Source organism: Agriterribacter sp. (assembly GCF_035497235.1).
GTDB lineage: Bacteria > Bacteroidota > Bacteroidia > Chitinophagales > Chitinophagaceae > Agriterribacter.
On record NZ_DATJEB010000038.1, the window covers coordinates 28228 to 40676 of the forward strand.

Consider the following 12449-nt stretch of genomic DNA (forward strand, 5'->3'; position numbering starts at 1 on the left):
ATAGAGGATTATTTTACGATCCCCACTGCCTTTGCTACCAGTTCCGTATTTATTCTGGTAAAAACAACGGAGTAGCGGAAATCGTCAAAGTCAACCGGGATGGTCACTGTTGCTCCCTCAATCATGAAATTAGGACTGGTAGAATCTTTCGGATCTTTTAGACGGGCTGCGGCTATTACTTCTTCAATAGTACGGTTGGCGAAGTGTACCGGCCTCCGCAACCGGTCGGTAAGCTCTTCCAGCCGTCTGATCAGTTCTTCAAACTCGGGCGGGTTTCCTTGTATCATTTGCGTTCTCATGACAGCATAATCTTGGTCATATTCCTTCAATATCTTTTCCGGGGGTATGAACAGGATGGTATCCGGATGATGAGTTTCATAATCAACCCCACTTAATTTATAAAACTTTTTCCGGTGTTCAATAACCGTAGCATAAAGTGCTGTATCCTGCAGTGCATCCCAACCCTGCAAAGTATCCATGACCATTTCAAGATCATATAAATGACGGGACATGCGGTGAGCCCGCATTTTTTCTTTGCGCTGAAATTCTTCGTGCAGCAGGAATATCTTTTCCACGAAGGTGCGTTTCGGATCAACGGCACTTACTTCAAAAGGCTCCCCGGCAAAAGGATAGCCGGGATATTGTTCACCCACTACTGATTGAATCAGGCAGGCAGAGAAAGGTTCTTTCAGTGAAAGGCCGCTGACTTCTGCTTTCACCACGTTGGAAATATATTCCACCGGCTCAAATAGTGAAGGGTACTCAATCTGCAACTCTTGCGGGTCTTTGTCCTGTAACTCCGGTTTAATCGGGCTATGCGTGATGGTGAGCATACCTTCTGGCACTCCCAATTCCAGGAGTTGCTTTTCAACAGCATCCTTCAATTGAAAACTCGTGAAGGCACAGGCCGCTTTTTTCAGTTCATGAATCTTGCTGTTGCTGATTGCTCCGCCAAAGCCAAGATAGTCACGGTCAATTGCCAGATCAATGTCCTCGGAAAAGCGGCTGATCAGCTTCCAGCATTTGCTGAGTGAAGTACCGCCCTTGAATAATAAGTGTGGTGCGTACTCCGTCCGGAACACAGCTTTCAGCACCAGCGTTACCCACCAGTCTTTTTCGACCACGTTTGCCAGCAGTCCCGCCTGGAAACCCGCATTGGTAAAAATCAGCTTACGCTGTTCGGCTGGTAAGCGAAGCAGTTCCGTCATGAAAAGGATTTAATTGTGTATAATCAACCATGAGTTTACAAATCCAGGCCGGGGCAAACTTGAAATCGTTAATCAGGTTTCTCTTCGTTTCTTGTTTCAGCAGTTCCTTCAGCTTCTTTTCCATATCCGGGGTAACTTCCTTGGGACCCAGTTCTTCCAGTGCCTGTATAACGAGGCTGGAAATCGGGCCTGTCAGCATCAGTTTCTTCGGAGTGGTTTTTATAAACCTGATACTCCCTTTGCCAATCTTAATTTTCCGGGGCGCACCGTCCGTCAGGTATACCAGGTTCATCGGCACCTGGGTGCTCAATCCCAGTTTGTGAAGTGCAAAACTACCTGTCGGCCGGATACGGGCACGATCCCGGTCAGCAATGGCTTTCGCAATTTCTTCCATACCGGGATACAGCAGGCCGAGCAGTGGGTCGTACTTCGGTATAACATAAATACCGTGCGCAAGACGTTTAATCGCTCCTTCCTTGTTAAGCCTTGACAGAGCCATGTTGATCGCAGCATCGTCCGCCAAGCCCTTAAAATCAGCCGGGAAAAGGAGGCTTCCCTTTTTAGCCTTTGCGACTACTTTATGGATAATATCATGGGTTGAATTTTGCATTTACTTGTTACAAATATAGTATAAAATTATAACAAAAAATCAATCTCCTGATGGTAAACAATGACTTATACCGTCTAATTATAAGACCTTCTGCTTCTATTTCCAAAATGCAAACAGGAAAGTTTGAATATTCATTTAGCAACGATTCTTATCCGCCAAGAAGCCTTACCAGTTATGTCTTTGACAGATTTGTTAAGAAAAAGTGAAAAAATGTCATAAAAGAGACTGCCAAAACAAAGAAGGGAGAAAAATTCAGTTTCCCAATAAAATTAGCTTGTAAACGCTAAAAAAATTAGAACTCTTTACAGGCTTCACTTTCCGCTGTAATCCACAACTGCCAAGGCCAAAAGGTGAATATCAAAAACTGCCAAATTGGATCAGCTCGAACGAACTGGCATAATAGTAGCGAAAAAAATAATACTTTGACGAGCATTGGTTCAAATCCTTTGAGGGATTATGGTTTAACGACCGCGAATGTAAGGGCAAATCGTGTACCGGAAACACCATCTCTCCTTCTTTTTCCCCTCTCTTTTGGAATTGATCATAGTAAAGCCAGGTGCAAATACCCGGAGGGTAATTCATATACTAAAACTAAAAAGATGGCAACGGACAAAAACAAACATTTGGAATGTGTGCTTAGTTCACACAAGATCAGTAAAGAGCAGGGACTTCTTGATAAGCATATTGCAAAGAGAAATGAAGTAAAAGAGGCGCTGGAGGAAAAGTATGGCAGCGATATATATTCTCCTTTTAATTCCGGCTCATATGCAAAAAACACTGCGGTAAACAAGAAATTCGATTTTGATTTAATGGCACCTTTTAAAAGGGATGCATTTGACACACTCGAAAAAATGTATACCGGGGTGCACGACTTTTTATATGAAAAATACAAGAACGTAGCCACGGTAAGAAAACAGAAAGTTTCGGTTGGATTAGATTTTTTTGCAGATGTCGATGGTGATGTGATCAAAATTGATGTGGTGCCGGGCCGGGAGCTAAACCAGAAGCAGTATACAGAAGATGACAAACTCAACCTGTACGTCTATTCACAATTTGGCAAAATTGAAAGTGGAAGTGATCGTCTCCGCAGTAATGTGAAAGCGCAGATTGAAAGCATCAGAAACAATGCAGAAAAAAGTTCCGTCAGGCAGATAACCCGGTTGCTAAAAGTATGGAAAATATGCAAGGGCAATGGACCAAAATCTTTTTTCCTGGAACTAATCACCATAAAAGCTTTTGATAAGAAAGATATTGCCGGGGAGATATGGGATAAATTGAAAGCAGTGATGGAGTTTATAAGGGATGAGGTAAAAGATATTGCGTTACCAGATCCCGGAAATGGCGGCAATGATGTGGCTGATACTCTGACTGATTTTGAAAAAGGAGTTTTAAGTGATGATATGAAATATATGATTGAAAGAATTGAGGAGAACAGTGACAATGTCAAGCTATATTATATGGTAAACGAAAAGTTTCCATGCGATGATGAGAAAAGTGATAAGTATGATGAGAAAAAGAAAGGAATGTCTGTTCCCCCACCAACCAGATTCGGATAAAAAATGAGCCAGCGGCTGAATGAAATAGTTAACGTCATAACGAATATTGATTATGCGGAAATTGTTAAAGCATTTGAAGAAAATGAAAATGCCTTAACAGTAACGAGCAGGGTTGCCCTGACCGTGAATGAACACAGAATTGAATTCGATGTCTCCATATACCCCCAATATCCGCTACAATTTCATGATACAGAAACTATCAGGTTTGTCAACAAGGACTTACTGGAATTTGATCATGTAAATGGTGACGGTTCCATTTGTGTACATACTTTTCATAGCCCGGTGATGGAAAGAAAGTTACAACTGGATTTTAATTCACTGAAACACTGGATCACGAAATACTATATCAATAAGGAGAAAGACACTCATAATGAACATATCATTGTTTCACCACACGTAAATGCCGGGCTGAATCCTGTCTTCTTGTTTACAGAGGTAGATTATGATTTTCATAAAGGTCAGTTCGGCCGATTCACTTATTCAACGCTTGCCACAGGCATCCTAAAAGAAAAACATACTGTCACCAACCTGGTGCAGGATTTTATTATTGACAAGATAACGGCATCCTGTAAATGGAATACTGCGTATAAAGCGCTGACAAGGCAAACAGGGATATTTGGTTATATTGAAAACCCTCCTGTTCGCAACAGAAGGTTCGCAGTAAATAACTGGCAGGAATTACAATCTTTGGTAAGTCAGAAATTCCTGAGCTTTTTAAATAGGACAAGTAAAGATTACGCTGGCAATAGAAACAAGGAACTGGAAATTCCTCTATTACTCGGTTATAAAATAAGTGATACCGAAATACACTGGCAGGCGACTCAGATACCTGTTAATCATTTTCCTACTTACGGCGAAAAAGTACTGGGGCTGGGAACCTGGATCGGGAGATTACGTGACCAGGGAATCCTTTGGGCGGAAACCCGTAATTGCTCCTATAAATACTTCTTTGGACGGGGGAAACTGCATGATACATTAACGGGCATTAAAATAACTTATAATCGGAATTGGAGCAATAGGGAGCATGCTGGCGACAACGCTTGTCAGGGGTGGTTGTACTAATATCGTATTGTTCGATCATGATGGGAAAGAACCGGAAAATGTATGCAGATCAGATTATAGATTCTCCAGCGGTATCCTCGATAAGGTAAGCGATCTTTCAATGGAACTGACGGCAATATCACCATTTGCAGAAGTGTTAACCAACCAACGATTTATTGATTTTGCCAAAATTGGCATCAATGATGATCGCTGGAAGGATACACTTACACAGTCGCTTAACGAATATGATATAATTTTTGATTGCACGGCCGATAACGACGTAGCCCATATCCTTGATCAATTATCTGCGCGGTGTAAAATATTTAATCTGTCTATAACTAACCATGCAAAGGAACTGGTGTGTTCAGTTAGTCCTGATTCATATCGGTGGGCGATGGAAATGTTTGAGAAACTGGAGAATGATGTGGAAGATCTCTATAACCCAGCCGGTTGCTGGAGCCCCACTTTCAAAGCTTCTTACAATGATATTGCCGTTTTAGTACAATACGCAATAAAACATATTAATACTTGCTTTGAGAGCGATTTGCCGGTTAGGAATTTTTTCCTGTCAACTCAATCTGATAAAGGCTTCACAATAAAATTGAGCCAGTTTTGAAACTCATCAATAAGCAAAAGGGATTGGTCATAAAAATGGAGGATGCGTTACTTGAAAAGCTTTGTAAATATGGTGTACAATGGCATCCGAAGGAGTTCGGCGGAATACTGGTAGGATATTATGCCGATGATAATAGAACGGTGATAATTAGCGAAACGGTAATACCGGAGGAATTTAGATCATCCAGGTTTAGCTTTGAAAGGAGAAATAAAGGACTGAAGAAAATACTTGAAAGATTATATAGGCAATCTCCTCCTTTGGTGTATGTAGGAGAATGGCATACGCATCCTGATAACCCTGCCATTCCAAGCGCAACTGATATGAAGGCCTTGCAGGAAATAGTACAGGATAAAAGAGTTTTTATCAATAACCCGATATTGCTTATAATAAGTATATGCAAAGAAAAATGTGCCCCTGCATTTTTTGTCTACAATAACAATAAAGTATATAGATATGAAGAAAAAGAATGACCAAATTGATATGCAACAAATGTTTCTGGGTCTGCAGGCAACAATGGTTAGCCAGCTGAAAACATTCAGGAAATCAATAAAACATCCGGTTGATAAAGGAGATGGGTCAGAAAATATTTGGATAAAATTTCTCTGCAAATACTTGCCCAAACGTTACACGGTTGCAAAAGCTACTGTTATCGATCATTTGGGCAATACAAGCGAGCAGATTGATGTGGTGATTTATGATAGCCAGTATACTCCTTTTATTTTTAATGAGGAAGGCACCGTTTATATACCTGCAGAAAGTGTATATGCTGTCTTTGAAACAAAACAGGAAATAAAAAAGGGCTTGGCCGAATATGCAGGTAAGAAAATTGCCAGTGTAAGAAAGTTACAAAAAACATCAGCTATAATTATTGACAAAGGTACTCCAAGGCCTGCGGCGCAGGTATTTACAACGCTTGGTGGTTTTCTTTGTTTAGATAATGGCTGGAAAAATTCAATAAAGGGAAATCAGTATTTTGAAAAAGTGATAACGGAATCAACGGCTGAAGAGCTAATAAATATTGGCTGTGTGTTAAATGATCGCTCTTTTGTTACAGAAGTGGACACAAAGGATGAGCTTAACCCAGTTGTCAATGTTCACTATAGTACAAAAGGAGAAAGCCTGATATTTTTCTTTTTAAAATTGGTAGCTGAGCTTCAAAAGTTGGGAACGGTAAGGGCAATTGATTTAAATAAATACATTGACCAGTTAAAATCACAGTAATGAACACCTTAAAAATATATGATCTCACCCCGTCTGACTGGAAGCAGTTACAGACGTTTACAGCCACTATTTTATCTGAATGCGGGTTTGATACAGAAATTGAAAAAACTATAGAAACTGTGAGAGGAAAGGTCGAAGTCGACGTACACGCCCAAAGAAAAGCAGCTTTTGACTCGAAAATAATTTGCGAATGTAAATATTGGCAATCTCCTGTTCCACAAACTGTAATTCATGCGTTCAGAACAATTATCAATGACTCAGGGGCCAGCCGGGGATATATTATTTCAAAAGCAGGTTTTCAAAAGGGGGCTTATGAAGCAATAGTTAAATCGAATGTGTCAATACTCAGTTGGGAGGAATTTCAGGAAAAATTTAAATTGGAATGGCTTACACAGCTGATAGAACGGAATTACAAAATAGGGCGGGAATTAATGAGGTTAAGCCATGATATGGTTACAGAGTTACATAAAGAATCACTACGATTTGATGAAGCGCAAATGAACGGTTTTTATGAGAAGAAAGAATCAGATTTTATTTTTTTTACTTTCAAGGAACATTTTCTTGATTTAGATAACTATGAAATCTCATACCACCAGATCGATAGCAGTATTGATAGTTTCCAAAGAAAGCATTCTGTAAACTTTTCTTCATACCGAGATTTTTTTAATACCATGCATACAGAATGCAAAAAGATTATTGCAGGATGGGAAAGCACACTTTCAGGATTAAAAACTCCTCCACATATAGATTAAATCAACAAAATGAGTAAAGCCAAAAAATATGCAGTAGAGGGTGCGATTGCGGTTGGTTTAGTAAAGACAATTATTAATGCAGTAAAACAGCTAAACCAAATGGAAACAAATCCTCAACAAAAATTCAATTGGAAAGAATTATTACTTGAGGCAGGAAAAGGAGCGGCAATAGGAGGCATTGGGGGCGGTTTTATTGGCGCAATTGAGGATCATCAAAATAGCTTGGAAAAACCACTGAATACGGATTCCTTTTTGTATGCTGTTGCCAGCAAACTGAAATTAAATAAAGAAGACGCTACCTATCTTAAACTCCAGCAGAAAGCTGATCAGCTAATTGGGCTACTCAAAAATAAATATGCAGAAAAACTAGCAAGTGAACCATTCAGAATTGGTTCGACTGAAAGAGGCACAGCATTAAGAAATAAATTCGATATCGATATTGCTCTTGCTTTTAAAAAAAACAGCTTTCGATCAACCGCTGATATGTTTGACAATGTAGCGGCCTTTTTGGAAGGAAAGATTGGTGATTATTCTATCGTCAGGGTAAGAGATCAGCATGTATCAGTCGGAGTGTATTTTAAGGTCAACCAAAGGGAATACAAAGTTGATGTAGTTCCCAAAAAAAGGAGCAGCATCAATGGTAAAAATAAATCAGGGTATCTGTATGTCAATGATTACAATTTTTGGAAAGACAATTCAAGTTACACGAAAACCGATTTCCATGCACTTAATAGCATCCGGTTAAGTGAAGTACAAAAAAGAATTGTCATCATTTTAAAACACTGGAAGAGTAAAAATAACTTGCCATTAAGTTCGCATTTGCTTGAAAACCCGGTACTGGACGCTTATAAAATGAACCGGTACAGAATACCGGGAAACTTAACTGGGAAAATCATTATGGTATTAAAGCATATTGCCGAAAATTTAGATGTAGCGGTTATAAAGAGTATAGAAAATACAAATAATGTTCTTACGGATATCTCTGTAGAAAGTAAAGCCGCGATAATTGATGCATGCATTAAGGTGGTACTGGATTATGAATATCAGCCTAATTCCTTATTCGATACATTTGGTAAATAGCACGAATTAATTAACTATAGTATTCACCTCAGGTACTAATCCCAATATCTCACGCTGTAACCAAATTTCTCTTATTTAATGTCCTGCCACTTCAGCAGTAATCCTCATATAACGACAAAAATCACAAATACTTTTATGGCCACTGATCTTCATTGTAAGCTCAACAGGTTTCTGCTAGAAATTCATTGGTACAAAATCACCGACGACAAGTCTGTCACGTCACCCAAGCATATTTTGGCTTTACAGTAATAATATCCTTATTATTCTTTTTGTAGGAGAATTTAATTAACTTAAGTATAACCCTGCTTTAGTTAATCCAGATAAAGACAAGAGATTGCTATTCTTATATTGGAGAAAGAGAATGTTGAAATGATAACTGATAATCTTCCTTAAGTCATTGGTCACCTATATCTGATATCAACAGAACACTATTCATATTGATTGAGGTCACCTATTCGTGCGAATATGATGTGCTAAGCGAGTCGTTGAAAGGAACTTATAAAACAATGGATTTGGACTGTTTTATTTTGTGTAAACCACTTAACTTAACAACAAAATGTCAGTGGCTTTTTGTCATATTTCTGACAAGATTTTTTTGTTAGAAATTTGTTTTAAAAAATGTTGGAATTTTAATATGTACTGGAACACTTTGATTACAAATTATTTACAAATTGGAAAAATTACACCCATAATGATATTAATAGATTGATTATCAATAAGTAAAGAATCCAGTCTTGGGCACGTTAAAAACCCCTTAAATCATTGATTTTCAGGGGTTTTTATTTTTTTAACATGCTTTTTTTTACCGCTTTTTTACGCTTATTTTCACTGTTTTTTCCCTTAAATCACCCACAGTTGTTCCCGCACTTTTGGTGTTTTGTTTGTGGCATAGCCGATAAACAAAATTACTATAACTATAGAGGAAAGACTATCTGCAAACGGAAAGAAAATTAAAACAACATCTGGAAGTAGAAGAATACCTCAAGTTATTAAGAACACCCTGCCTGAACGCGGAAGTACGGAATACTATTGCTACTCAAAATTTGAGAAAAGTAATAATACGGCAGCAGGCCTGGCTATCTACAAGGCAACGCTATCCAACCTGCACCAGAAAGCCGAAGCAAAGCTTATGTAACCGGTATATCCTTTCCTTTCAATACGGCAACCGTAAGGCGGCTTATGCACACCAGCCTTTCGCGTTCATCATAAATTTTAATATCCCACACATGGGTGGAAGAGCCCAGATGTATGGGTGTTGCAATGCCCGTAACCAATCCCTGCCGGGCGCTGCGGATATGATTGGCATTAATTTCCAATCCTACACAAATAAACACACTGGTATCTAACACCAGCGATGAAGCCACACTCCCTAATGTTTCGGCCAATGCAACCGAGGCGCCGCCATGTAATAAACCATAGGGCTGCCGGGTACGCCGGTCTACCGGCATGGTGGCTTTCAGATAACTATCGCCAATTTCAGTAAATTCAATACCAATATGCTCCCCCATTGTTCCGGCACTCATAGCCTGCAATTTTTGGAGCGAGAATTCTTTTTTAAACCAGATATGTGACATGGCTGGTGATGTTTACATTTTTTAAATGAACTCAAACTTAATTGTTTTCAGGATAATTATATGTTCCTGATTGCATTGATCAGTAAATGTTTTTAATATTGCCAACAGAATTTTTTAATGCAGGATCAACTTTTACAACTCAGGCAATTAATTCAGGCTGTGTATCCGCTGCCCGATGCAGACTGGCATGCATTTGCCGGAATATGGCAGCCTTTCTCTGCAAAAAGAAAGGAGATCATTACCGCGGCCGGAGAAAGAGAAAAATATTTATACTTTGTGCTGGAAGGCCTGCAAAGGGTATATTATTATGATGAGCAGGATCGCGAAGCCACGCTCGTTTTTACCTATGCCCCTTCTTTCGGTGGTGTGCTGGATGCCATGATGCTGCGCCAGCCTTCGCGCTATACGTATGAAACCCTTACGCCGTCTGTTTTTTTAAGAGCTCTCTATCCTGAAGTGGAAGCCATTATGAAAAGCAGGCCCGTTGTTGAAACGATGGTGCGTATGGGTGTAACCCATGCATTGTCCGGTTTATTGGAACGCCTGGCAGAAATACAATGTTATTCTTCTGAAGATAAATTCAGAAAGCTTTTACACCGCAGTCCGCACATTTTACAACTGGTTCCCCATAAATACCTGGCCAATTACCTCGGAATAGACCCCACCAATTTCAGCAAACTCATCAATAAAATAAGGATCTGAAAAATGTTGGTATTTACCAATAATTATCAGTGCAGGGTGAAACAATTTTGCATCATTAATACATGAAGCAAAATGAAAACAAAAAGAATCGTATTGGCAAGCTCTAAGGCTTTTATCGCATTATCTGCGTTAAGCCTGTTATCTGTAAGTCTGATGGCATTAAAAAACCCTCAATCTGTAATGGATATGGTGAATGTTCAACTCAGTAACAATGATGCATTCAGTTCCATAAGAGGAGTATATGGTGGTGTAGGGCTAACCATCTTTATCAGTTTGATTTACCTGCTGAAAAAAGATGTAAAAAAAGGATTAGGATTTCTTTGTTTGCTTTGGGGACTCTATGCCGTATCGCGTATGATCACCATCTCAACAGAAGGAGCATTGGGCGCATTTGGTTCGCAATGGTTAATAATCGAATCCTCTTTTTTTACAATTGCGGCAGCCCTGCTTATTTTGAATAAAAAATACATCACCGAATAATAATCCACACGATGAAATCAATCTCAAAATTTGATTTATTAAGTTCATTGGAGCATGAAGTGGAAAACCATCTTGCTGAAGCCATCAGCGTTTTCCAGAACTTACCCGAAGAAACCCTGTTAAAACCCGCCCCGGATGGCGGTTGGAGCATGGCCCAGTGCCTGGCGCACTTAAACAGCTATGGCAGGTTTTACCTGCCGGCTATCACTTCTGCCATCAACCATCCTGCGGGTAACGCTACCAATGAAAAATTCAAAAGTAGCTGGCTGGGTAATTATTTTACCCAAATGATGCAGCCCGGCAATTCCGCTAAAAAATACAGGTCTCCAAAAAATCATTCGCCGGCTCCAAATCTCAATGCCCGTGCAGTAATGGCGGAATTCATACAGCAGCAGGAACAGCTTATGCTTTGCCTTCGAAAAGCTAAAGTCACAGATATTAATGCTACGCGCGTACCCGTCTCCATTTCAAAATGGATCCGTTTAAAGCTCGGCGATACTTTCCGCTTTTTAATTGCGCACAATGAAAGGCATATGCTGCAGGCAAAAAAACATTTAGATAAAAATCAAACATGCACACTATGATCCGTTACCATCAGTTTTTAACCTGTTCAGCAAATGATAGCCTGCTATTTTACGGCACCACCACTTTTTTCGAAAAAGCCATACCTGAGGCGCTGGTATAGGACACTATATACAAACCGGGTTTAAGCACATGCGTAGTATAAGCAAATTGAGCGGTATTATCCTGCCATACCAACTGGCCCGAAGCGCTGAACAACCCTACCTGCTTTGGCATCCTTCCGGTAAATTGCATGTTTATCTTACTGCCAGACGTCCAGGCATACATGTCTGCCTTAGGCTGTTGCGATACTATCTCAACGGGCGAATAGGAGCGCCCGCCATCAATGCTTTGCAGTTGTAAGCGATATTGTTTAGTGGTAAACGACATATCCCTGTCGGTATATGTGTAGCTTACTGTTCCGGTGGATGACACAGCTAATATGTCGGTAATGTTTTTCCAGTCATGTCCATCGGCATTGGCCTGTAATTGAAATCGCTGGTACTGTTCATTGTTATTCACCTTCCAGTTAAGCTCTACGGCGCTATTTCGGAGTGTTGCGGTAAAGCTATGGCGTACTAATGGCAAAATGGTACCGTATTGGGCTGCCGTTATCCCGTTGAGTTGTATATTGTTCAGCGCTATTTCCAAATAGTTTAATGCGGGGTCAACAAAACCGCTTCCGGTTGTTGCCCAAATGGTTGCCAGTCGTTTGTAAATCTCAAGGCCGGCTTCCGTATTACCATTCAGCTCGTCATCTTCATAGTATAGCTGTAATGTGCCTGTATAGTTTATTGGCTCATCCAATACGTATAACCTGTTAATGCCGGCAGCGGCGCCTGGGCCGGTTACTGCTGTGGTGCTTTTTGTTACCGCATTGCTGGAAAGTGTAAGGGGCGAAAGAGGTGTGAACACTAACCCATCGTACGAAAACGTAGATCCGGTCGGCAGCGTGAGGCTTTCGCTGCTGCCAACCGAAAGCTGGGCCTGTGCACCCAGTGCGGTGGCAAGCGCTATAAGTAAAAAGATTTTCTTCATAAGACGTTTA

Annotated in this window: 14 protein-coding genes; 10 read left to right on the plus strand and 4 right to left on the minus strand. The window is 40.1% G+C overall.

All coding sequences use genetic code 11. The annotated features are described in order from the left end of the window. Positions 1 to 8: 8 nt before the first annotated feature. Both VL121_RS12795 and VL121_RS12800 read right to left on the minus strand, forming a co-directional pair. Entirely contained in the window at positions 9 to 1208 is a 1200-nt protein-coding gene (locus VL121_RS12795) for a nucleotidyl transferase AbiEii/AbiGii toxin family protein (protein ID WP_325405866.1), read from the minus strand. Next, positions 1171 to 1818: a DUF6088 family protein gene (locus tag VL121_RS12800; protein ID WP_325405868.1), complete on the minus strand. Its 648-nt coding sequence runs from the start codon at positions 1816 to 1818 to the stop codon at positions 1171 to 1173. Before VL121_RS12800 ends, VL121_RS12795 begins: the two co-directional genes overlap by 38 nt. Before the next feature lie 350 nt (positions 1819 to 2168). Between VL121_RS12800 and VL121_RS12805 the strand changes: the two genes are divergently transcribed. Genes VL121_RS12805 through VL121_RS12835 form a run of 7 tightly spaced genes read left to right on the plus strand, consistent with a single transcriptional unit; the run spans position 2169 to position 8084 of the window. After that, positions 2169 to 3374, plus strand: a complete 1206-nt coding sequence (locus VL121_RS12805; RefSeq protein ID WP_325405870.1) for a nucleotidyltransferase family protein — start codon at positions 2169 to 2171, stop codon at positions 3372 to 3374. A gap of 3 nt (positions 3375 to 3377) precedes the next feature. After that, on the plus strand, positions 3378 to 4436 hold the full coding sequence (locus VL121_RS12810; protein ID WP_325405872.1) for a hypothetical protein: 1059 nt from the start codon (positions 3378 to 3380) through the stop codon (positions 4434 to 4436). After that, positions 4399 to 5031 (plus strand): ubiquitin-activating E1 family protein, encoded by a 633-nt coding sequence (locus VL121_RS12815; RefSeq protein ID WP_325405874.1) that lies wholly within the window; start codon positions 4399 to 4401, stop codon positions 5029 to 5031. The genes VL121_RS12810 and VL121_RS12815 overlap by 38 nt, the downstream gene beginning before the upstream one ends. Next, complete coding sequence (locus VL121_RS12820; RefSeq protein WP_325405876.1) at positions 5028 to 5501, plus strand: Mov34/MPN/PAD-1 family protein; 474 nt, start codon at positions 5028 to 5030, stop codon at positions 5499 to 5501. Before VL121_RS12815 ends, VL121_RS12820 begins: the two co-directional genes overlap by 4 nt. Next, positions 5485 to 6252, plus strand: coding sequence for a DUF6602 domain-containing protein (locus VL121_RS12825; protein ID WP_325405878.1), 768 nt, complete (start codon positions 5485 to 5487; stop codon positions 6250 to 6252). Before VL121_RS12820 ends, VL121_RS12825 begins: the two co-directional genes overlap by 17 nt. After that, entirely contained in the window at positions 6252 to 7004 is a 753-nt protein-coding gene (locus VL121_RS12830) for a restriction endonuclease (protein ID WP_325405880.1), read from the plus strand. The genes VL121_RS12825 and VL121_RS12830 overlap by 1 nt, the downstream gene beginning before the upstream one ends. Positions 7005 to 7013: 9 nt before the next feature. Continuing rightward, positions 7014 to 8084 carry a nucleotidyltransferase family protein gene (locus VL121_RS12835; RefSeq protein ID WP_325405882.1) on the plus strand — a complete coding sequence of 357 codons (1071 nt, stop codon included), beginning with the start codon at positions 7014 to 7016 and terminating at the stop codon, positions 8082 to 8084. Positions 8085 to 9211: 1127 nt separating this feature from the next. Here the strand turns inward: VL121_RS12835 and VL121_RS12840 are convergent. After that, positions 9212 to 9658, minus strand: coding sequence for a hotdog fold thioesterase (locus VL121_RS12840; RefSeq protein WP_325405884.1), 447 nt, complete (start codon positions 9656 to 9658; stop codon positions 9212 to 9214). A 117-nt stretch (positions 9659 to 9775) separates the two neighbouring features. Between VL121_RS12840 and VL121_RS12845 the strand changes: the two genes are divergently transcribed. The 3 genes from VL121_RS12845 to VL121_RS12855 all read left to right on the plus strand — a co-directional run bounded on the left by VL121_RS12845 (position 9776) and on the right by VL121_RS12855 (position 11424). Beyond that, positions 9776 to 10360, plus strand: a complete 585-nt coding sequence (locus tag VL121_RS12845) for a Crp/Fnr family transcriptional regulator (RefSeq protein ID WP_325405886.1) — start codon at positions 9776 to 9778, stop codon at positions 10358 to 10360. A gap of 72 nt (positions 10361 to 10432) precedes the next feature. After that, positions 10433 to 10840 (plus strand): DUF4345 domain-containing protein, encoded by a 408-nt coding sequence (locus VL121_RS12850; RefSeq protein ID WP_325405888.1) that lies wholly within the window; start codon positions 10433 to 10435, stop codon positions 10838 to 10840. An 11-nt stretch (positions 10841 to 10851) separates the two neighbouring features. After that, positions 10852 to 11424, plus strand: coding sequence for a DinB family protein (locus VL121_RS12855; RefSeq protein ID WP_325405891.1), 573 nt, complete (start codon positions 10852 to 10854; stop codon positions 11422 to 11424). 49 nt (positions 11425 to 11473) lie between these two features. Here VL121_RS12855 and VL121_RS12860 read toward each other — a convergent pair whose 3' ends face one another. Then, complete coding sequence (locus VL121_RS12860; protein WP_325405893.1) at positions 11474 to 12439, minus strand: hypothetical protein; 966 nt, start codon at positions 12437 to 12439, stop codon at positions 11474 to 11476. Positions 12440 to 12449 lie beyond the last annotated feature (10 nt).

What these genes read in the sequence shown, in the direction of transcription:
- VL121_RS12795 (WP_325405866.1), bottom strand. Translation starts at nt 1,208, where the DNA reads ATGACGGAACTGCTTCGCTTACCAGCCGAACAGCGTAAGCTGATTTTT.
- VL121_RS12800 (WP_325405868.1), bottom strand. Translation starts at nt 1,818, where the DNA reads ATGCAAAATTCAACCCATGATATTATCCATAAAGTAGTCGCAAAGGCT.
- VL121_RS12810 (WP_325405872.1), top strand. Translation starts at nt 3,378, where the DNA reads ATGAGCCAGCGGCTGAATGAAATAGTTAACGTCATAACGAATATTGAT.
- VL121_RS12815 (WP_325405874.1), top strand. Translation starts at nt 4,399, where the DNA reads ATGCTGGCGACAACGCTTGTCAGGGGTGGTTGTACTAATATCGTATTG.
- VL121_RS12825 (WP_325405878.1), top strand. Translation starts at nt 5,485, where the DNA reads ATGAAGAAAAAGAATGACCAAATTGATATGCAACAAATGTTTCTGGGT.
- VL121_RS12830 (WP_325405880.1), top strand. Translation starts at nt 6,252, where the DNA reads ATGAACACCTTAAAAATATATGATCTCACCCCGTCTGACTGGAAGCAG.
- VL121_RS12835 (WP_325405882.1), top strand. Translation starts at nt 7,014, where the DNA reads ATGAGTAAAGCCAAAAAATATGCAGTAGAGGGTGCGATTGCGGTTGGT.
- VL121_RS12840 (WP_325405884.1), bottom strand. Translation starts at nt 9,658, where the DNA reads ATGTCACATATCTGGTTTAAAAAAGAATTCTCGCTCCAAAAATTGCAG.
- VL121_RS12845 (WP_325405886.1), top strand. Translation starts at nt 9,776, where the DNA reads ATGCAGGATCAACTTTTACAACTCAGGCAATTAATTCAGGCTGTGTAT.
- VL121_RS12850 (WP_325405888.1), top strand. Translation starts at nt 10,433, where the DNA reads ATGAAAACAAAAAGAATCGTATTGGCAAGCTCTAAGGCTTTTATCGCA.
- VL121_RS12855 (WP_325405891.1), top strand. Translation starts at nt 10,852, where the DNA reads ATGAAATCAATCTCAAAATTTGATTTATTAAGTTCATTGGAGCATGAA.
- VL121_RS12860 (WP_325405893.1), bottom strand. Translation starts at nt 12,439, where the DNA reads ATGAAGAAAATCTTTTTACTTATAGCGCTTGCCACCGCACTGGGTGCA.